Source organism: Bacillus sp. AFS053548 (genome assembly GCF_002575105.1).
Classification (GTDB): domain Bacteria; phylum Bacillota; class Bacilli; order Bacillales; family Bacillaceae_G; genus Gottfriedia.
Map to the genome: position 1 here is coordinate 24,803 of NZ_NUHI01000038.1, position 20,586 is coordinate 45,388.

The following is a 20,586-nucleotide window of genomic DNA, read 5'->3' on the forward strand; positions in this document are numbered from 1 at the left end:
AGCAACTTAGCTTGCTTTTCAAGCGTTCGTTCTTCTCAAACAACTTTCAGTAATTAAGGAATCAAATAATTATTACTAGGTAAATTGAATTAAAAAGTAATTATTTTATTACACCTTTTAATTTTTCTCCCGCTTCTTTAATAGCAGAATCTACGCTTTTTCCACCAACAGTCACTTCATTAATTAACTTAGCAACTGCTCCTGAACTTGTAACATCACCCATTTTTAAGAAGTTCTTGTTATCAACAAGACCAAATACTTGAATGTTATCAAACGCGCTTGCGATTTCAGTTGAAAGCTCACCAAATGAATTTACAACTTTATTTTCTTTATATTCTTTGCTTTCTGTTACTTCTTTATTTACTGGTTGAGATCCACCTGGAGACATTAATACTAACTTCGTATTATTTTCAGGTTTTGCCATAAACTCTACTAATTTTTCTGCTGCAGCTTTTTGGTCATCATCTAAACCAGAAGAAATCGTGTAAGCAGATACTGTTCCATAAACTGCTTTTGTTTTTTCAGTTGGAATTACAAATCCAATATTGTTTGTTTTACCTTCCTCATACACTGATGGAAGAATATAAGTTGAATAAACTGCCATTGGAGCAGATCCATTCATGAAAGCATCTTTTACTTCTGTAACATCATTAGAACCTGGCATTGTATATTTTGATAATTCTTTATAGTAGTTTAAAGCTTCTTTCATTTCAGGTGTATTTAATGTTAAATCACCTTTGCTATCGAACATATTTGCATTGTTTGATAAAGCGAATTGTGAGAAGGCTTGCTCAGAAAAACCACCTTCAGCAGTTGGAATTGCAATACCGTATTTTTTACTTCCACTATTCGTAAATGCCTTTGCAATCTTTAAAACATCATCCCAATTTTTAGGTTCTGCGAATCCTTTGTCAGCAAGCATTTGTTTGTTATACCAAATTCCTTGTACCCAACCACTAATTGGAACACCAGTATAATTTTTGCCGTCCTCAGTTTTTAAAAGTTTTAATGCACCTTCATAATAATTATCTTCTCCAACTTTAGAGATAATTGATTTAACTGCATCTTTATCAATTAATTCGTCCTTGTCCATAACTTTTGCATAGTCTTGTCCAACTTCAATAACCGCTGGAAGCTTGCCTGAGCTTGCCAAAGTTACAACTTTCGTATTGTAAGAATCTTCCTCAACTGGAACTTGCTTTACTGTAATATTTGGGTTTGCTTTTTCAAATTTAGAAATTAAATCAGTAATTACTGCTAATCTCTCTTGTTCAACAGAAGAATGCATAAATTCAATCGTTACTTTACCACTCTCTTTTTTACCGCCACCACAAGCTGTTAAACCTACAGCTAACATTAAAACCAAGGACATACTTAAAAGTTTCTTCATTGTTCTTCCTCCTAATTTACTGGTTTTAACCAAAGGAATTGATATGGATCTAAAGAAATGTATTCATTAAATTCTTCTACTTCTCCAGTTAAAATATTCATATACTTTCCATGGAAACCGCATATAGTTTGTTCATTTGATAGATTGTGAAGAATGACGATGCTATCATCTGCATCTTTTCGTTTAATAGCGAATACATTTTCATTCAGATCAAGTACTTCCATTTTTACATTCGGATTAAATAGTTTTTCTTCCTTACGTACTTGAATAATATTTGTAAGCCCTGTGAAAATCTTATTTCTTAATGTTCCTACATCATTTAATTCTTTTTCTATTTCAACAAGTGAATATTTTTGGCGATTAATTGAGCGATTCATACCCGTTTTTTCAACACCTGCATAATCATTTCTAGAACCAAGCATACTTTGGATATAAATTGCTGGTACACCTTGGAATGTTAATAAGATTGAGTGTGCTAACAGGAATTTCTTTACGCGCATATCATCATCTGATGTTTGTTTATTTAAAGCATCTAAGTAAGTTACATTAATTTCATATGGACTTTCTGTGCCATCTGAATTTTTCTTATAATTTACTAATGCTCCTTCTACCTTTAAATCTTCTACTAACGAAAGAATTTCTTCTTCAGGGATAATTCCACGAATCGGATTTAAACCAATTCCATCATGTGAAGCTAAGAAGTTGAAAAAAGTTGTATCTTCTCCAGAACCTTCTAGATTTTTTGCCCAATTTGTTAATACACTACCATTCCCTTTATGAAGTGAATATAAAACTAATGGAGGTAGTGGAAATTGGTAAACCATATGTGCTTCATCATGTCCGTTACCAAAGTAAGAAATATTATCTAAATGAGGTACATTCGTTTCAGTAATCATTACTGTACCCTTAGCTGCTTCATCTAATAAATCACGGAATAATTTAACGATTTCATGTGTTTTTTCAAGATGGATACATGAAGTACCAACTTCTTTCCACATATATCCTACTGCATCCAGTCTTACATATTCCGCACCTTGTTCAAGGTAGAAAAGTAAAACATCAATCATATCTAATAAAACTTGTGGATTGCTAAAGTTCAAATCAATTTGATCGTCACTGAAGGTTGTCCAAATGTACTTCTCTTCACCGGTTGCTAATTTGAATTTTGATAGTAATGGAAGTGCTCTTGGTCTAGTTACAGAGCTTAAATCAACCGAAGGATCCATATCAATGAAATAGTCTTGATATTTTGGATCACCGTTTAAGTATCCTTGGAACCATTCACTCTTACTTGAGATGTGATTACATACATAATCAAACATGATTCTTGCTGATTTCGATAAACTTTCAACATGTGACCAATCTCCTAAATCAGGATTTACTTTCTTATAGTCAACTACTGAAAAACCATCATCAGAAGTGTAAGGATAAAAAGGTAAAATATGAACAAGTTCAAATTTATCTACTAAATGTTCATCAAACATCTTTTTAAAAGTTTCTAATGTTGGAATTCCCTCTTCTTGGAACTGATCACCGTAAGTAATTAAAACTACATCTGATTCGTCCCAATTTTGTTTTCTTTTTTTCGTAATTTTTATTTTAGCTTCTTCAATGCGATTTACGATTGCACTATAAAGTTGATCAATGTCTTTGTTTTCATAAATATAGGCTAATCTTTCTTTAATTTTACTCATAAGATTCCTCCTTGTGGTATCGCTCCCACAGAGATTAAAAAAATATAGAAAATACTTTTGGTACCGCTCCCAAATTCAATATATTATAGAAAGCGCTTACTGTCAATTTAAAAAATTTACTTAAAAAAATTTTTTTGTCAAAAGTTTATTTATTTCATAATAGTATCTATTTATTTAATCATTTTACTATTTTTAGCTATTGATACTTTCTTCTATTATCCATATAATTGCCCTAGTATTATTATTTAACAAGTTATTTTTCATATTCTTTGTTCACAGTCTTGACAAATTTTAAAAAAAATCGATACTATCATTTATATTAAGAACAATTTTTTTCGATTAACCGCTCCTAAATTATTATGTGAAAATAACGTTCCAATATACTCTTTTTTATTTCCACCTCATATTTTTTTAAAATTTATAAACTATATAATGTTAACGGTTAATTTCATAAATCGCTTTAAATTAGAAGAGGAGAATACAAATGGGCCCTACAATTTATGATATAGCTCGTGTAGCCAACGTTTCAAAGTCCACTGTATCTCGCGTACTAAATAATAAAGATAATATTTCAGAAGAAAGTCGTAACCGAGTTTTGAAAGCTATTGAAGAATTAAATTACCAACCTAATAAATTAGCTCGAGCTCTTACATCATCAGGATTTGACGCCATTTTGGTAATGTCTCGTTCCACGAAAACAACCGCGGGAAATACCTTTTTCTCTGAGATTATTCACTCTATTTCAACGAGATCAGAAGTAGAAGATTTTGACGTGATTATACAAACATCAAAAAATAGTAAAGATGAGTTAGATAAGTGTATAGAAAAAATTCGTGGGAGAATGATCAAAGGAATTCTAATGTTGAGTTCACCTGCAAATGAGGATTTTTTTAAAGAATTAGATAAATATGAAATTCCAGTAGTCGTTATTGGAAGAGTTGAAGGAAACTATCAACATATTTACTCAGTAGATACCGATAACTTTAATGACAGTTATCAATTAGTTCAACATTTGATTAATCAAGGGCATACAGATATTGCATGCCTTCATTCTTCACTTGATTATCATGTATCAATTGACAGATTGGAAGGATATAAAAAATGTCTACTTGATAACGGAATTCCACTTCGATCTGATCGTATTATTGATAGTGGATATACAATGGAAAAAGCATATGAAACTTCAGAGTCACTATTGAAATCTAAAGATTTACCTACTGCAATTTTTGCAATAGATGACCTGAAAGTGATTGGACTTTATAATACAACTGCAAAGTTAGGAATATCCATTCCGAAAGATGTATCAGTTATAGGATATAATAATGGGATTTTTTCACCATTGTTCTCGCCACCTTTAACAGGGATTGAAATTCCTGTTATGAAGCTTGGTGAAATTGCTACAGACTTACTTTTTAAGCGAATAAAAAATGTACCTAAAAAATCAGAGCACATTATTGTTCCAACAAAGCTGGTCGAACGAAAATCAGTAGCGAAATTAAATTGAATGAAATTATGGAGGTATCATTTTGAAAAAACAAATTGAAGCATTTATTTTTGATTTAGACGGTGTAATTACTGATACTGCTGAATTTCATTATTTAGCGTGGAAAAAGTTAGGTGAAGACTTAGGAATTCCTTTTGATCGTGAATTTAATGAAACATTAAAAGGTGTAAGCCGAACAGATTCATTAGAAAGAATCCTAACATTAGGAAACCGACAAAATGATTTCACTGAAAGCGAAAAAAATGATTTAGCAACAAAAAAGAATGCACAATATGTGGAACTAATTCGCAATATATCTGAAAAAGACTTATTACCCGGCATTGAATCATTTTTAAAGCAAATTAAAGAAGCTGGTATTAAAATTTCAATGGCATCTGCTTCAAAAAATGCATTAATGGTCGTTAAAGCTTTAGGCATTATTGATTATTTTGACCATATCGTTGACGCTGCAACAGTCATTAATTCTAAGCCAGATCCAGAAGTATTTTTAAAAGCTGCCGAAGCAGTTTCTGCTAAACCTGAGAACTGCATCGGTGTGGAGGACGCGGCAGCTGGAGTAGACGCGATTAACTCGGCTAATATGTACTCAGTTGCGATTGGAGATGCTGCAATTTTAGGCCATGCTAACCTAGTTTTATCATCAACTGAAGAATTAGAACTTAATCGTATTATTGATAAGTATTTAACAGTTTAATATCAAAGAGCATTTTGATTAATTAATAATAAAAAAACGAAAACCTGATTTTCATTTTCTAGGTTTTCGTTTTTTTATTATGAGAATATCTCTTCTTGTTTTCCAACCAACTCAATCTCAAATCCTAAATCTTCTAGCATTGCATGGTCACTATTTGTCTCCTGACCTTCCGTAGTCAAATAATCACCTATAAAAATACTATTTGCAGCATACAGTCCTAGTGGTTGTAAACTACGCAAATTTACTTCACGTCCTCCAGAAATTCGAATTTCTTTCGTTGGATTTATAAAGCGGAAAAGTGCTAATACTTTTAAACAATAACGTGGATTTAATTCATTCACGCCTTCTAGTTTCGTTCCATCAATAGCATGTAAAAAGTTTACCGGAATGGAATCTGCATCCAATTTATGTAATGACCTCGCGATCGAAATAACGTCATGTTTTGTTTCCTTCATACCAATAATGGCTCCCGAACACGGAGATATACCTGACTGTTTAACTTTCTCAACCGTATCGATTCGATCCTGATATGTATGAGTTGTCGTAATATAATTATGGTGCTCAGCTGATGTATTTAAATTATGATTATATCGATCAACACCTGCTTCTTTCAGTTCATTTGCTTGTTGATCTTTAATAATCCCTAAGCAAGCACATACTTTCATACCATATAATTCTTTGATTTCCTTTACTGCATCAGTTACTACATTTACATCTCGATTCGTTGGTCCGCGCCCACTTGCAACAATACAATATGTACCTGCTTTTAATTCAAAAGCACGCTTTGCCCCATCAAGAATTTCTTCTTTAGATAGAAAAGGATATTTCTCAATCGGTGCACTAGAAATTGAAGACTGAGAACAATAACCGCAATCTTCAGGACAATAACCACTTTTAGCATTAATGATCATATTAAGTTTGACTTTTTTTCCATAATAATGTTTCCTTATGATAAATGCACCGTGTAAAAGTGAAAGTAATTCATCATCTTCACATGACAATATACTTAAAGCTTCCTCATTTGAAATTTCTTTACCTAAAATAACCTCTTGCGCTAACTTAGTCCAATTCATATGATCACTCACCATTTCATTGATTTTTTGTTAATAATTGTTGAAATTCCAAAATAGATTCTTCCGTAAAGAAGTCCATCTGCTCCGGTATAAGTCCAAGAATGTTATGACCTGTTAATTTTTCTAGCATGACTAAATTATCTTTTTCCATTTCACCCATAACTGATGGTACTTTATTAATTAATAATCCCATTAGATTAATTTCGTGTGATTTTAAATATTCAGTTGTTAATACAGTATGATTAATTGTTCCTAGCTTTAATGATGTAACAAGGATTACAGGTAAGTTTAATAGTTTTATTAAATCAATCGTTCCAAAATTTTCTTTTAATGGAACCGCAACTCCACCCGCTCCTTCAACAAAAACAACATCATGCTTATTTTCTAATTGCTTATATTTTTCTAAAATAACTTGTTCATCAATATAAACATCTTCTAGTTTACTAGCTAAATGCGGCGAGACCGGTGTTTTCATTGTATATGTACTGTAGTAATCATGCTCTTCTGTTAGTTCTAGTTTCTCTTTATAAAAGGCTGTATCTTCCCCTATGAGGCTATTGTTAATATTAACAACTCCACTTTGTATTGGTTTATAAGGTATTGCATCGATTCCTTTGTTCTGTAAGCAATCCACCATTTGGGCAGTAACATAGGTTTTTCCAATATTCGTATCGATACCAGTAACAAAATATCCTTTTCCCATCTTAAGCAGCCACCTTTTTTTCATTTTCTCTAGCTTTTACAAAATGAGAATGTAGGCGCACCGCCAATACTCCTCCAAAAACAGCTAGTAATAAATCTTGCCCAATACTATATACGAATCCCATCATTAGAACTTGTTTTAATGAAACGGGACTATCTAACCAAGTGTTTAATGAAATATATACATATGTAATGCCTAAAATATAAACAATAATTAACCCTATTACATTAGCAAAAATAAAATTCTTAAGTGTTGGTTTCCTTGTTTTTTCAACGATCGATCCAATTACAAAAGCGGCAATAATGAAACCGATTAAATAGCCAAATGTTGGTTTTAAAACATATTCAGGTCCGCCACCTGAAGCAAATACTGGTATTCCGATTAATCCAATTCCAACATACAGTAGTTGACTCATCATTCCTTTTTTACTTCCTAAAAGGCAGCCCGCTAAAAATACAAAAAGAATTTGAAGCGTAAAAGGAATCACTGGTAAAGGAATCTTAATAAAGGCTCCAATCGATGTTAGTGAGGCAAATAATGATATTACTGTTAATGATAAAGTTCTATTTTGCATTGTATCCCCCCTATTAGTTTATAAGTTTGGCAAATTAGCAAAATTTGACAAACTAACAAAATTAAATTAACATGCAATTGAAATATATGTCAACCAAACAATTAAAATAGGTTAACATATAAAACAAGGGGGAACATATATGAACCATGAACTCTATAAAGATTTATCTAAAAAAAATAAACAGTATCTTTGGCACCCTTTTACTCAAATGAAGGATTATATAAACGAAGACCCGCTAATTATTTCACATGGTAAAGATCGAAAACTATATGATGTATTAGGCAATGAATATTACGACGGTGTATCCTCTATTTGGTTAAATGTTCATGGTCATAATATTCAAGAATTAAACGAAGCCATACATGAACAATTAGAGAAGGTTGCCCATTCAACACTTCTAGGAATGGCTAATATACCTGCCATTCTATTAGCAGAGAGACTAGTCGAAATTTCGCCTAACGGTTTAGAGAAAGTTTTTTATTCAGACTCGGGAGCCACCTCAGTTGAAATTGCGATTAAAATGGCCTACCAATATTGGCGAAACAAAGGTAAATCTAATAAAAATACTTTTGTTACGATGAAGGAAGCTTATCATGGGGATACAATCGGTGCGGTATCTGTAGGTGCAATCGATTTATATCATCAAGCATATAATGAGTTACTGTTTCCAAGCATAAAGGTTTCTTATCCACATCTTTATCGTTCAAAATATGTGGGAACTGAAGAAGAAATAATTAATTCCTATGTAAAAGAGGTTGAAAATTTATTCATCGAAAAAGCTAATTCAATTGCGGCATTAATTATTGAACCAATTGTTCAAGGAGCAAGTGGTATTATTGTCATGCCAAAAGGGTATTTAAAAGCAATTCAGGAATTATGCATAAAGTATGATGTATTGTTAATTGCTGATGAAGTTGCAACAGGATTTGGTCGAACCGGTAAAATGTTTGCTTGTGAGCTAGAAGGAGTTACGCCAGACATTTTAACTTGCGGTAAAGGGTTAACCGGTGGCTATTTACCAGTAGCAGCAACTTTAACGACTAACAGAATTTATGAAGCATTTTTAGGGACATACGTAGAACAAAAAACTTTCTTTCATGGTCACAGCTATACAGGTAATCCCCTTGGATGCGCTGTTGCATTAGCGAATCTAGATTTATTTAATAAAACGAAATTATTACAACATGTCGAAACAATCTCAACTTATGTCCAAGAGAAACTAATGCAATTTAATGAGTTAAATCATGTTGGAGATATACGTCAAAGTGGCTTGATGATTGGAATTGAACTAGTAAAATCAAAGGATACTAAAGAAACTTTCCATTGGAATGAAAGAATTGGTGTGAAAGTAACTAAAAGAGCAAAAGAGCTTGGGCTACTCACCCGTCCACTTGGAAATGTTATTGTATTTATGCCTCCATTAGCTTCAAAGGAATCGGAGCTTGATGAAATGTTAGACATTCTTTATCGCGCTATTTCTGAAGTTACGGAAAACGTGATCTAAGCATTCGTTACATTTTGAATTAGTGTAATTTGATAACTGCACAATTAAAGTTTAACCACTTTAAAAAATTGTTCAAAAATAAAGAATCCCCGTATTGTAGACAGCTTTACTGTATACTACAGGGATTCTCCTTCCAATAATAATCATTTATTTAGTTTACGTTTTTAACAATTTTTCCTCACGCATATTCTCTTTTAAAAGCGAAACAAATCGAAACAACTCCAATGAAAATATAATTCCACTTAACCAAACCGAACTGAATACAAACCCAGCAGCAATATCACTAGGCAATAAGTGGTGCAAATAGACACTGCTAATCGAAAATAATACAACAACAAAGATAAAACAAAAGAACATGATCAAATTAAGCATATAAGCTTTGTTGTGCCGAATTAACATAATAATGAAATAACCTAATACTGTTAAAATCAACATAGACTTTTCATTTGGAAAGTTCTTACCTACATTACTCCCCAACATAAAGTTGAATATCCAAGGAATCCCTATAGATAGGATAAGAATCCCAGCTAAACTAGCGATAAAAAAGAGCAATTCAAGCCATTTATTTTTGTTATTTATCAGGATCACTAAGATTGTAGCAAGTGAAATCGTCAATAAAACCTTCCAAGTCGATAATGAATAAATAAAATTCATACTTCCATGCCAATTTTGATTAAACAAATTAAAAACAATGGTCTCGAATATGGAATTGAATTTAACAAATTCATTGCTAATCGTGTCTTGAATTAACCCGACCATTAAGATAAAAAACGTTACGAAAAAAATTAAACAGATTAAGATGATCAATTTTATTTTCATAAAGCTTTTAAATCTCTTGAAACTTGATTCAAAAATTAATAGTAATGACTCTTTAATTATTTCCTTATTTGCTTTAACAACAAAGAAAGCGAGCACGATAAATCCTAATAATATGCTACCTAATACTAACCACTTTTTAATTTCTACTTGATAGATATCCCATTTAGGTCCCATGGCCTGTCCTAACCAAATAAACGTTCCAATCCAAAGAAATACACCTATATAGGAAAAAATAGCAAAGGATCGATATGGTAATTTAATAATTCCAGAAATAATGCTAGCGAAATGTCTAATCCCAGGAATAAAGAAAGATACTAGTAATAATACCTTCCCATATTTTTCATACCATTTTGACATCTTTACTATCTTTTCAGGACCCATATGGATATAGTGCCCAAATTTGCGAAAAAACGGAGTACCAAGTTTATATCCTAACCAATAGGAGATCGTTACCCCAACAATTCCTCCAAGACCAGCAGAAATAATAGACAAAACAATATTCATTTTCCCATGAAAACATAAAACACCTACATAACTCATCAATGCTTCATTCGGTATAGGAACTATAATCAATTCCAACATTAATGATAAAAATAGGATAATATAGCCATATTCATTTAATAAATGGATGATTTCGTTCATATTAAAACCTCAATTTTCAATACTCTGTACTGATTATTTTCTCTTAATCTCATCTAGTGGAAATACTACCTCTATTTCCGTTCCTACATTTTCAACACTTTTTATATTAATCTTCCCATTATGCAAGCTAATTATATTTTTAGCTATTGAAAGTCCAAGTCCAGTGCCACCACTAGTTTCACGGCTACGCGCTTTATCAACTCGATAAAATCGTTCGAAAATATTTTCTAATTCTTCCTCTCGAATCCCAATCCCATAATCTTTTATTGAAAGAATAGCTGCTTCACTACCACAACTAATGTTTATCTCAATTTTGTCTGAACTGTACTTTATTGCATTATCTAAAAAGATAATAATAACTTGTTTAATTTTAAGTTCATTTCCTTTAATAAATATTTTCTGTTTTTGAGCGTGTAAAGTAATTTCTCGTTTATACACATTTTGGAGCTGTATTAAAGTCGAATTACATAAAGCAACTAGTTCGACTGGATCCATTTCAATATTCTTTAAATTTTCCGATTCGGCTAAAGCTAATAAAGTTTTTGTTAAATCTTGCATACGGTTGGCTTCGGAATAAATCGTCTCAATAGCTTCTGTCGCCATTTCCTCATTTTTAAAACCACGTCTTCTTAATAAGTTAGCAAAGCTACTTATAACCGTAATAGGAGTCTTTAACTCGTGAGATGCATCTGATACAAACTGCTTCTGTTTTTCGATGCTGTCTTGTAGCCTGCTGATCATTCGATTAAATGTGCTTGCCATTTTGTGTAATTCATCTTTCGTTTCATTTTTTATTAAAATCTTTTTTGGAACCCCACTTTTTTCAATATCTTCCATCGTAGTAATCATAGAAGTAATTGGGTTCATTATGATGCGTGTTAACCATCTTCCAGCCATCATTGATAAAATTGCCGAAACACCAGTAACAATTGCCATTATTGTTAGTAACAAATCTTTTCGACCTTCTAGTCCTACTAACAACTCCCCAATTTCGAGCGTTCCAATCACTTTTTGGTCCTGTAAAATTGGTACGCGGACGACAATATTTTGATGCTCACTAAAAGGGATTAGCTTCGTTTCTTCTTTTTTAGTGAACTTAGGATTAATACGATTCAGTAGTTTATCATTACTAATCTCTGTCACAATTTTTGAGGTTGGATCTATGATTCGAATATAAGAATGATTAGACATAAATGGATATAATTCCTCTTCATTCATCTTCAATGTGATTGGAATTTCCTGTTTTTTTAAGATTTCATGAGCCTTTTGACTCACAACATGTTCTTCCATATTTACAGTCGTTTTCATAAACAAATAAAAAACTAACCCGTTAATTAAAACCAGAATGATTAAGATCCATGAAGTAATTAGCAAATTTATTTTAGTCGTTATTTTCATCTTAACCCTTCCTCATTGTGTACCCCACACCTCGTATAGTTCGAATTAAAGGAACGTCAAAGTCCTCTTCAATTTTTTTTCTTAAATGCCTAATGTATACATCAACAACATTTGTTTCCCCTTCATACTCATAACCCCAAACGGTTGTTATGATGCCTTCTCTTGTCACAATTTTATTTTGGTTTGTTAATAAATATACTAATAAATCATACTCTTTTGGTGTTAATGAAATGACTTTATCATTCCTCTTTACTTCTCTAGCTTCTAAATTAACAACTAAATCCTCAATCGTTAAAGTGGGATTTTCGTCTTCGCTTTTCTTAAATTCATGAACCAAATTACTTGATCTTAGACACGAACGTATTCTTGCTAAGACTTCTTCGATTTCAAAAGGTTTCGTAATATAATCATTAGCACCATAATCAAGTCCGATAATTTTATCATGTGTTGCATCTCGAGCTGTTAATAAAATTACTGGCACAAATTGATTTGTTTTTCTTATTCTTCTTAATACTTCGATTCCACTCAATTCAGGTAACATAACATCCAATAAAATTAGATCGACATTATTGCTTAAAGCCGACTCTAAACCAGCTTTTCCATTATGTTCGACTAACACTTCATAACCCTCATATTCTATTTCTAATTTTAAAACTCGAGCTATATTTATTTCATCCTCAATAATTAAGATTTTTTTCATTTAACTCACCTATTTCAATTAATAGTTTTAGTATCTAAAAAAACTCTATTCTATTTTTAAGACTGATTCTAGTTTTAGAAGTTCCTTGTTAAATGCCATTATAGAACTTTTGATTCGTATTTTTTTCATTTTAATCTAATTTTAATTGATTATTCATTAAAGTTTCAGTTAGGAATTTTAAAATGACATGGAGTTGATTTATGAAATAATTTTCAATTTAAAATAAAAATCTTAGGAGGTATAAGATGAAAAAATTTATAGAAGGGACCATGCAAAGAGCAATTTTAATGATTGTTTGCGTCGTAATGATCGTAACTTGGGGTGCTATTTCAGCTTACCAAATGCAACGCGATTATTTACCAGGTATAAACAATTCAACTCTTACTGTAAGCATGCGTCTACCTATGTACCAGGCCGATCAAGTAAAACAAAATATTACAAATAATCTTGAAAGTGCTGTAAGAACAACAGAAGGATTACAAGATATTGAAACTAGCTCCTATGATGGTGGAGTTTTTATGAGTCTGTATTTTCCAATGAATACAGATATGAAACAAGCCGAAGTTGATGTAAATAAAGCTTTAGAAAATGCGGACATTCCTCCGACAATTACATCTAAACCTCTAGTTACTAGACTTACAACTAGTTCATTTCCAATTCTAACTTACAGTTTGACTAGTGATAAATTAGATGATAATACTTTAAAATCAGTAACTCAAATGGATATTGTGCAACACCTTAAAACAGTACCAGGCGTATCTGATGTTTCAGTGTTCGGTGGTGCAAAAGACGGATACGTACTAACTGTTAGAACGAAGGACCTAGTAAAATATAAACTTACTTTAGATGACTTAAATAAAGCTTTAGCTGTATCAGTTCCGTCCTTACCTGAAGGAACGATCTTACAAAATCAATTGTCTATTCCAGTTAAATTTGATGGATGGAATTTAAATGTTAAACAATTAAATGATGTAAAAATCAAAAATTCAGATGGTGAGCAAATTCCACTTTCAGCATTTGCAACTGTTACTCACGCCCTAAATGATGTAAAAACGATTGCAAGAACAGATGGAAAAACAAGTGTTCAATTAAATGTTATTAAAACTCAAAGTGCAAACATTACCGACGTAGCAAAAAATGTGAAGGATAGAATTCAAAGCTTACAACAAGTAAAAGACGGTACTGTAAAACTGACACCTCAATTAGATCGTGAAAAAGAATTAAATGATTCATTAAACGGTTTAATTCGTGAAGGTTTACTTGGATGTCTTTTCTCAATGATTTGTGTATTTTTCTTCTTCCGCAATGTAAAATCAACATTAGTCATTGCAATTTCATTACCAATTTCTTTATTAGCAACAACAGCTATCTTAAAATCAATGGGTATTACACTTAATATTTTAACCGTCTCAGGTTTAATTGTTGCAATGGGTCGTATTGTTGATGATTCCATCGTTATCCTTGATAATATGTACCGTAAAAGAGAACAAAATCCTGATAAATCATTACTATTTTCATTGAGTTCAGCAGTTTATGAAATGACACCAGCAATTTTAGCATCAACACTTACAACAATTGCTGTTTATATTCCAATTGCCTTTGTAGGTGGAGCTATTAGTGCTTCATATAGTGGTTTTGCATGGTCTGTTGTTATCTCTCTAATTATATCGTTCTTTGTAGCAATTCTTGTTATTCCAGCACTTGCGTTAATGGGTTGGAAAAATAATACAAAGAAAACAAAAGCTGTTTCTTTAGAACCAATGATGAAACCGATCTTATTATCATCATTAAAGAAGAAAAAACTTACAATTTTCATTTCAGCTTTAATATTTATTTTCGCAGTAGCGTTTGGTTCGTTTTTACCGGTTTCATTTTTACCAAGTGCTAAAACGGGTCAAGTGGCAATTAAACTTGAATTACCTCAAGGAAGTACATTAATGCAGGTAGATTCTGAGGTTCAAAAGGTAGAAAATCAATTAAAAGATAATCCAAAAATAAAATCTTATATAGCTAATTTTGGATCTACTAATACGCCGCAAAGTGATGATGTATTCGACCAAGGCGGTGGTTTCCTACAAAAACCTAATGTTGCGAATCTTTCTGTTGTTTTAAAGAAGGAAAAGGACTCAGACCAAGTCATTAAAGAACTTGGAAAACAATTGCCGCAATTATCTAAAAATGTAGCTTATACTGTTTCAAGTCAAAGTATTGCTGGTGATGATTCATTGTTGAAAGTCATATTTACTGGCTCTGATCAAGCTACACTAGACAAAATTGTAGATCAAATGAGATCAAAACTTGTTAAAATTGATGGACTAAGTGTCGATGGAAAAGTAGATTTAACATCTGGTCTTCCAAAATATAAAATTACATTTAACCAACAAGCAATTGAACAAAATGGAATTCAATTAACAGATATAACGAAAGTAATTAACCGTTATATGTCACAATCTAAAGATGCTACATTTGTAGTTGACCATATAAGTCTGCCAGTTGATATGTATCTTGATCAAATTAGTAGTGGAAATACTCAAGTTCAATTAAATGCATCGCCAGAAGATGTAATTAATTCGCTTAAAAATGAAACTTTCCTAACAAGCAGTAATAAAACCGTCAAACTTGAACAAATTGCTTCTATTACGAAAGATACTGCTCCTTCAACGATTAATGAACGCAATGGAGAGCCTTACTCAATCGTTACAGGTCAAATAACTTCAAATGACATTAGTAAAGTTTCAAAACAAGTTGATGACGTAATTAGTAAACAAGCTCTTCCTAAAGGAGTAAGTTACTCAATGGGCGGTATCACTCAACAAGTAAAAGAAATGATTTTTGATATGTCAATTGCCGTAGCCTTCTCTATACTTTTAGTTATGGTCATTACTTCTTCATTATTTAAAGGATGGAGAGCCCCAGTTTCAGTATTATTAAGTATCCCACTAGCATTAAGTGGTGTTGTTATCTCTTTAGTAATAGTAGGTGGAGAATGGAACTTAGCAGCACTAATCGGGGTCTTAATGTTAACTGGAATTGTAGTAACAAATGGTATTGTACTAGTTGATAAGATTGAGCGTAATCGTAAAAATGGTATGAATACTGAAGAAGCCGTAATTTCTGGTAGTCTTTCAAGGATTAGACCAATCTTAATTACAGCAGCTACGACAATTTTAACACTATTACCACTAGCATTTTCACATCAGGGTGATACTGTTATTTCACAGACATTAGGAATTGTAGTAATAGGTGGGATGATCACCTCTACTTTAAATAGCTTTTTAGTAATACCAATTATTTATCAATGGTTGCATAAAAAACAAGCAAATAAGAAAGTGATTTCAACTGAGGAAGTTAATTCACTATAATTTTTTAAAGGTAACTCTATTTTTGAGAGTTACCTTTTTCATGCTATTGAAGAATAATCTTGTCAATTAATTATCAAATTTTCGTAAAGGAGTAGAGTGATGTTGATTTCCATTACAGGATACTCGCTTTCCATGGGGCAGGACCTTCTCATTGCGATAAAAAAATTACTATTAATATCAACATTAACAATAAATAAGCAATTTCTCGAGATGAATCTAACTCAAACAAAGGCAAAAAAATAGAGTGAAGAAACCTAGTGTTTCTCACTCTATTTTTACTTATTATAATCGTTTTCCTTTTTTATTGAATTTCCTTTTATTTCTTCTAATGAATTAAAATAAATCTCAATTTCACTCATTTTTAGTTGTATTTCTTTAATTGAATCCTCTAATATTTTCGTTAAATCATTTTGTACTTGTATAATAACTTCATCATTTTCTAGACCATCAAATCGGATAATACGTTTAACTTTTAGCTCTTCAAGTGCCATCTTCATTTCGATCTTAGTAACAATCTCTTTCATTAAACGATTGACGTTTTTTTCAAAGTATTTTTCTTTGGCTTGTCCTATTTCTGTAGTAGTAATTTTTTGTTCGAAATTCAATCCATACACACCTCATCATTAAATTATCCACATATCAATATATGCGAAATTTTAAAAAGTGGTACAAGATGAAATTAAAATCTCATCTATTAATTTCAGTAATTATTTTAGTTACCTTAGACGGAAAAAATGTTACTACTTTTTATTTTGTAATAATAAAAATAATTCTTATATTACTAAATTAATGATTTACTTTGTTTCCTATTTTAACTACTATCAAATTAGTAATTGAACTACTCACCACTTAACACCCTTACAGGTTGTTTGAAGTGGGAGATTCTTGGGAACTGAGCATACTTGCTAGTGTATTTCTTTGCCAGCAGAGGTTTCTCTTATTTGCCAAGCTAACCCCGTAGATTCCTACGGTTCTATGATTAATTATGCCAAAGCTAATGTTCGTAAACCTTCAGCTAGAATATTTTTACTGGCATTTATGTCTCGATCGTGATGTTCATGGCAAAAAGGGCAGGTCCATTCCCTTATTTCAAGAGGTTTCTTGCCATCTTGGTGCCCACAATCGGAACATATTTGACTGGATGGAAACCAATTACTCACTTTCATGATTGTTTTACCGTACCACGTAGCTTTGTATTCTAATTTCGTTACAAAAGCAGACCATGATACATCAGAGATCGATTTGGCTAATTTACGATTACGTAGCATTCCTTTTGTATTCAAGGTTTCAATACAGATTAGATCGTGGTTTTTGATGATTTCTGTACTCAACTTGTTAAGGAAATCGTCACGCTGATTCAATACTCTTTCGTGTAATCTAGCGACTTTTCGTTTTTGTTTCTGATAGTTTTTTGCATCAAGAAGGTTAATCCCATTCTTTTTAGCATGTAACGCACGTCTTGAAAGTTTTCGTTGTTCACGTTTTAGTTTCTTTTCCATTTTGGCAGTAAATTTATTGTTATCAATCTTGCTTCCGTCAGAAAAAATGGCAAAATCAGTGATGCCTATGTCGATACCAATCGATGATTCAGCTTTCACCAGTGGTAGTACGTCTACTTCTACAAGAATGGATACAAAGTATTTACCACTCGGAGTTCGTCTAACGGTCGCATTCAAAACACGACCATGTACTTCGCGACTTTTAGCAAAGCGAACAAGACCAAGTTTAGGTAGTTTCATTTTGTTTCCGACAACGGCAATGTTCCCGTTTGTTTCTTTTGTTGTATAGGATTGAACTCGATTCTTTTTAGACTTAAAGCGTGGTGCGTTATTCTGCTTTTTGAAGAATCGTGAATACGAATCTGCGAGGTTTTTCAGTGAGGATTGAAGAGCAATACTGTCAACTTCTTTGAGCCATACTAATTCTTTTTTCAACTTTGTTAATTCAGCAGAACAAGAATTGTACGTTAATCCTTTGCCAGTTTCTTTGTATGTGTCGTTCCATTGTCCTAAAAAGTGATTGAATACAAAACGACTACATCCAATCGTTTTGGCGATTAGTGTTGCCTGTTCTTTAGTTGGATAGATACGGAATTTATATGCTTTATTGACTAGCATTGTTTTCACCTAAATCATTCCTTGATTTTTAATCTTTTTCTTAACTACATTGATGGGAGAACCACCAGTAGTTAGTAAGCAAAAACTTCTTGACCAAAACATTTCTTCCCATAGCTTTTTTCTAATTTGGTGGAAAGGCACGTTTGATCATGATATGATTATTGCTTTCTAATTTCACTTTAATATCAGCCTTTCTTTTACTTAAGACTGAGCATATCATTGAGTTATGAAGCAGACAACAAAAAAGCCTTTAAGCTTACGCACGCCTAACCGACATTCATCTCCCACCTATTACTGGTGTTATCACACCTTCACGAAATTGAGGAAGGAGTCTTCTGTCGAATAATAATAAAAGAAAGGTAGATTTGATGATATTTCATATTGATCCGTCGTTATTATTAACTTTAATTGTATTTGGATTTTTAGCTGCATTTATTGATACTGTAGTTGGAGGCGGTGGGCTAATTACTTTACCAGTATTATTATTTACTGGTCTATCTCCAGCTGCTGCCGTCGCAACGAACAAATTAGCTGGGTCAATCGGCTCTTTAACGAGCACAATCATGTTCTATCGTTCTGGAAAGCTTGATTTGAAATCTGTCTATAAGTTATTCCCACTCACCTTTATTGGTTCCATTTTGGGGGCTTGGACGGTACATTTAATTGACCCTACAGTTCTTAAGCCTCTTATGCTCGTTATGCTTGCAGCAGTTGCAATATATACTATTTTTAAGAAAGATTGGGGAGATACTACTACTAATAAAAATCTCTCAGTTACTCGTATTATTCTGTTTATGCATTTAATTTTTGGTATTGGTTTCTATGATGGATTCATTGGTCCTGGAACTGGTTCATTCCTAATATTTGCTTTTTTAATGATGGGGTTTGATTTCTTAAAAGCTGCAGGCAACGCAAAGTTTTTAAATTTTGGTAGTAATATAGCTGCATTATTAATGTTTATGTACTTGGGACAAATTCATTATGCCTATGGGTTCGCTATGGGACTTGCACAAATAGCAGGGGCAATTTGTGGTTCAAAATTCGCTATTAAAAAAGGCAGTGGCTACGTTCGAATCCTTTTTATTACAGTAACCTTTATCTTATTAGCAAAAAATACTTTTGATTATCTTCATTAAGATAATCCTTAACGCTCAAACCGGATTAGATCGTTGTAAAAAATGGTAAGCAAATTATTGTAGAATTTGCTTACCATTTTCTTTTTAGTTAGATTATACAGCTTCTATGATAATTGAAACTCCTTGCCCGCCACCTACACATAAAGTTGCTAAACCAATTTGTTTCTTTTGACGTATTAATTCATGTAATAAAGTAACTACAATTCTTGTACCTGAACAACCGATTGGATGTCCTAATGCAATAGCTCCTCCATTTACATTAATAATTTCTTCTGATATATTTAATTCTTTATTTACTGCTAGTACTTGTGCAGCGAATGCTTCATTGATCTCTGCCAATTCTATATCCTGTATCGTTAGATTTGCTCGTTGCAGTGCTATTTGTGTTGCTGGAACTGGACCAATTCCCATAATCGAAGGAGCAACAGCAGCGCTTGCTACCGAACGAATTTTGGCAAGGGGTTTTAAGCCATATTCTCTCACTGCTTGTTCAGATGCAACAATAACAGCAGCTGCACCATCATTTAATGATGAAGCATTTCCAGCTGTCACTGTTCCATTCTCTTTAAAAGCTGCTTTAAGAGTTTGTAGTTTCTCTAGACTAGTATTTTTTATGTTCTCATCTTCTTTAAATAAAATGGGACCTTGTTTAGTTTTAATCGTAATTGGAACAATTTCTTTTTCAAATTTGCCCTGTTCCCTAGCTCTAAACGCTTTTTGCTGACTTTCTAAAGCAAAAATGTCTTGCTCCTCGCGCGATATACGATAGTCTTCAACTAAATTTTCAGCTGTAACCCCCATATGGTAACCTTCTATTGCACAGTGAAGCCCGTCATGAAAAATTGCATCTACCGTCCTTAAATCTCCCATTTTTTGTCCCCATCTTGCATTCATTACTAAATGCGGGACATTACTCATACTTTCCGTGCCTCCAGCAATTACAACATTCGAATCTCCAGCTAGTATTTGATGATAAGCTAATGTAATTGCTCGCAGTCCAGATGCACATTGTTTATCAATTGTAATGGCAGGTATAGAAACCGGTAAGCCTGCATTAATTGCGGCTTGTCTTGCTGGATTTCCTTTAAGCCCTGACTTTAGAACATTACCTAATACTACTTCATCAATACAATCAGCAGATAGACCAGATCGTTGCCATACCTCCTTAATAACTGTTGATGCAAGCTGTACAGCACCTACATCTTTTAATGAACCTCCGAAACACCCAATTGGAGTTCTGAGCGCTTCAACTAAATATACATTCTGCATTCACGAT

Annotated in this window: 16 protein-coding genes and 1 pseudogene; 5 read left to right on the plus strand and 12 right to left on the minus strand. The window is 32.5% G+C overall.

Annotation, left to right across the window (positions count from 1 at the left end; all coding sequences use genetic code 11):
• Positions 1 to 100: 100 nt before the first annotated feature.
• Both CN946_RS19505 and CN946_RS19510 read right to left on the minus strand, forming a co-directional pair.
• Positions 101 to 1,390: an ABC transporter substrate-binding protein gene (locus CN946_RS19505; RefSeq protein ID WP_098862611.1), complete on the minus strand. Its 1,290-nt coding sequence runs from the start codon at positions 1,388 to 1,390 to the stop codon at positions 101 to 103.
• 11 nt (positions 1,391 to 1,401) lie between these two features.
• Positions 1,402 to 3,084, minus strand: coding sequence for a sugar phosphorylase (locus tag CN946_RS19510; RefSeq protein ID WP_098862612.1), 1,683 nt, complete (start codon positions 3,082 to 3,084; stop codon positions 1,402 to 1,404).
• Positions 3,085 to 3,568: 484 nt separating this feature from the next.
• Between CN946_RS19510 and CN946_RS19515 the strand changes: the two genes are divergently transcribed.
• Together CN946_RS19515 and pgmB are read left to right on the plus strand one after the other, a co-directional pair.
• On the plus strand, positions 3,569 to 4,588 hold the full coding sequence (locus CN946_RS19515) for a LacI family DNA-binding transcriptional regulator (RefSeq protein ID WP_098862613.1): 1,020 nt from the start codon (positions 3,569 to 3,571) through the stop codon (positions 4,586 to 4,588).
• A 22-nt stretch (positions 4,589 to 4,610) separates the two neighbouring features.
• Positions 4,611 to 5,282, plus strand: coding sequence for a beta-phosphoglucomutase (gene pgmB, locus CN946_RS19520; RefSeq protein WP_097976754.1), 672 nt, complete (start codon positions 4,611 to 4,613; stop codon positions 5,280 to 5,282).
• A 77-nt stretch (positions 5,283 to 5,359) separates the two neighbouring features.
• On the opposite strand, the gene bioB is transcribed toward pgmB, so the two are convergent.
• From bioB to CN946_RS19535, 3 genes are read right to left on the minus strand one after another with little or no spacing between them, the layout of a single operon-like run.
• Entirely contained in the window at positions 5,360 to 6,355 is a 996-nt protein-coding gene (gene bioB, locus CN946_RS19525; RefSeq protein WP_098862614.1) for a biotin synthase BioB, read from the minus strand.
• A 16-nt stretch (positions 6,356 to 6,371) separates the two neighbouring features.
• Positions 6,372 to 7,058 (minus strand): dethiobiotin synthase, encoded by a 687-nt coding sequence (bioD, locus tag CN946_RS19530; protein WP_176547381.1) that lies wholly within the window; start codon positions 7,056 to 7,058, stop codon positions 6,372 to 6,374.
• Position 7,059: 1 nt separating this feature from the next.
• Complete coding sequence (locus CN946_RS19535) at positions 7,060 to 7,632, minus strand: biotin transporter BioY (protein ID WP_098862616.1); 573 nt, start codon at positions 7,630 to 7,632, stop codon at positions 7,060 to 7,062.
• Positions 7,633 to 7,771: 139 nt separating this feature from the next.
• Between CN946_RS19535 and bioA the strand changes: the two genes are divergently transcribed.
• Positions 7,772 to 9,136, plus strand: coding sequence for an adenosylmethionine--8-amino-7-oxononanoate transaminase (bioA, locus tag CN946_RS19540; RefSeq protein WP_098862617.1), 1,365 nt, complete (start codon positions 7,772 to 7,774; stop codon positions 9,134 to 9,136).
• Positions 9,137 to 9,292: 156 nt separating this feature from the next.
• Here the strand turns inward: bioA and CN946_RS19545 are convergent, their stop codons facing one another.
• From CN946_RS19545 to CN946_RS19555, 3 genes are read right to left on the minus strand one after another with little or no spacing between them, the layout of a single operon-like run.
• Positions 9,293 to 10,597 (minus strand): VTT domain-containing protein, encoded by a 1,305-nt coding sequence (locus tag CN946_RS19545; RefSeq protein ID WP_098862618.1) that lies wholly within the window; start codon positions 10,595 to 10,597, stop codon positions 9,293 to 9,295.
• Between the two features lie 33 nt (positions 10,598 to 10,630).
• Positions 10,631 to 11,995 (minus strand): ATP-binding protein, encoded by a 1,365-nt coding sequence (locus CN946_RS19550; protein WP_098862619.1) that lies wholly within the window; start codon positions 11,993 to 11,995, stop codon positions 10,631 to 10,633.
• 1 nt (position 11,996) lies between these two features.
• The gene (locus tag CN946_RS19555) at positions 11,997 to 12,695 is read right to left on the minus strand and encodes a response regulator transcription factor (protein WP_098862620.1); all 699 of its coding nucleotides are present in this window, start codon (positions 12,693 to 12,695) and stop codon (positions 11,997 to 11,999) included.
• Positions 12,696 to 12,940: 245 nt separating this feature from the next.
• Here CN946_RS19555 and CN946_RS19560 point away from each other — a divergent pair, with 245 nt between their 5' ends.
• On the plus strand, positions 12,941 to 16,057 hold the full coding sequence (locus CN946_RS19560; protein ID WP_098862621.1) for an efflux RND transporter permease subunit: 3,117 nt from the start codon (positions 12,941 to 12,943) through the stop codon (positions 16,055 to 16,057).
• A 275-nt stretch (positions 16,058 to 16,332) separates the two neighbouring features.
• On the opposite strand, the gene CN946_RS19565 is transcribed toward CN946_RS19560, so the two are convergent.
• The 3 genes and pseudogenes from CN946_RS19565 to CN946_RS19575 all read right to left on the minus strand — a co-directional run.
• Positions 16,333 to 16,662: a hypothetical protein gene (locus tag CN946_RS19565; protein ID WP_098862622.1), complete on the minus strand. Its 330-nt coding sequence runs from the start codon at positions 16,660 to 16,662 to the stop codon at positions 16,333 to 16,335.
• A 378-nt stretch (positions 16,663 to 17,040) separates the two neighbouring features.
• Complete coding sequence (tnpB, locus tag CN946_RS19570; protein ID WP_098862623.1) at positions 17,041 to 18,174, minus strand: IS200/IS605 family element RNA-guided endonuclease TnpB; 1,134 nt, start codon at positions 18,172 to 18,174, stop codon at positions 17,041 to 17,043.
• 9 nt (positions 18,175 to 18,183) lie between these two features.
• A pseudogene (locus CN946_RS19575) lies at positions 18,184 to 18,309 on the minus strand (transposase); the annotation flags it as partial.
• A gap of 233 nt (positions 18,310 to 18,542) precedes the next feature.
• Between CN946_RS19575 and CN946_RS19580 the strand changes: the two are divergent.
• A complete protein-coding gene (locus CN946_RS19580) occupies positions 18,543 to 19,310 on the plus strand; it encodes a TSUP family transporter (protein WP_098862624.1) in 768 nt (255 codons plus the stop codon).
• Positions 19,311 to 19,403: 93 nt separating this feature from the next.
• On the opposite strand, the gene CN946_RS19585 is transcribed toward CN946_RS19580, so the two are convergent.
• The gene (locus CN946_RS19585) at positions 19,404 to 20,579 is read right to left on the minus strand and encodes a thiolase family protein (RefSeq protein ID WP_098862625.1); all 1,176 of its coding nucleotides are present in this window, start codon (positions 20,577 to 20,579) and stop codon (positions 19,404 to 19,406) included.
• Positions 20,580 to 20,586: the final 7 nt, after the last annotated feature.

What these genes read in the sequence shown, in the direction of transcription:
- CN946_RS19505 (WP_098862611.1), bottom strand. Translation starts at nt 1,390, where the DNA reads ATGAAGAAACTTTTAAGTATGTCCTTGGTTTTAATGTTAGCTGTAGGT.
- CN946_RS19510 (WP_098862612.1), bottom strand. Translation starts at nt 3,084, where the DNA reads ATGAGTAAAATTAAAGAAAGATTAGCCTATATTTATGAAAACAAAGAC.
- CN946_RS19515 (WP_098862613.1), top strand. Translation starts at nt 3,569, where the DNA reads ATGGGCCCTACAATTTATGATATAGCTCGTGTAGCCAACGTTTCAAAG.
- bioB (WP_098862614.1), bottom strand. Translation starts at nt 6,355, where the DNA reads ATGAATTGGACTAAGTTAGCGCAAGAGGTTATTTTAGGTAAAGAAATT.
- bioD (WP_176547381.1), bottom strand. Translation starts at nt 7,058, where the DNA reads ATGGGAAAAGGATATTTTGTTACTGGTATCGATACGAATATTGGAAAA.
- CN946_RS19535 (WP_098862616.1), bottom strand. Translation starts at nt 7,632, where the DNA reads ATGCAAAATAGAACTTTATCATTAACAGTAATATCATTATTTGCCTCA.
- bioA (WP_098862617.1), top strand. Translation starts at nt 7,772, where the DNA reads ATGAACCATGAACTCTATAAAGATTTATCTAAAAAAAATAAACAGTAT.
- CN946_RS19545 (WP_098862618.1), bottom strand. Translation starts at nt 10,597, where the DNA reads ATGAACGAAATCATCCATTTATTAAATGAATATGGCTATATTATCCTA.
- CN946_RS19550 (WP_098862619.1), bottom strand. Translation starts at nt 11,995, where the DNA reads ATGAAAATAACGACTAAAATAAATTTGCTAATTACTTCATGGATCTTA.
- CN946_RS19555 (WP_098862620.1), bottom strand. Translation starts at nt 12,695, where the DNA reads ATGAAAAAAATCTTAATTATTGAGGATGAAATAAATATAGCTCGAGTT.
- CN946_RS19560 (WP_098862621.1), top strand. Translation starts at nt 12,941, where the DNA reads ATGAAAAAATTTATAGAAGGGACCATGCAAAGAGCAATTTTAATGATT.
- tnpB (WP_098862623.1), bottom strand. Translation starts at nt 18,174, where the DNA reads ATGCTAGTCAATAAAGCATATAAATTCCGTATCTATCCAACTAAAGAA.
- CN946_RS19580 (WP_098862624.1), top strand. Translation starts at nt 18,543, where the DNA reads ATGATATTTCATATTGATCCGTCGTTATTATTAACTTTAATTGTATTT.
- CN946_RS19585 (WP_098862625.1), bottom strand. Translation starts at nt 20,579, where the DNA reads ATGCAGAATGTATATTTAGTTGAAGCGCTCAGAACTCCAATTGGGTGT.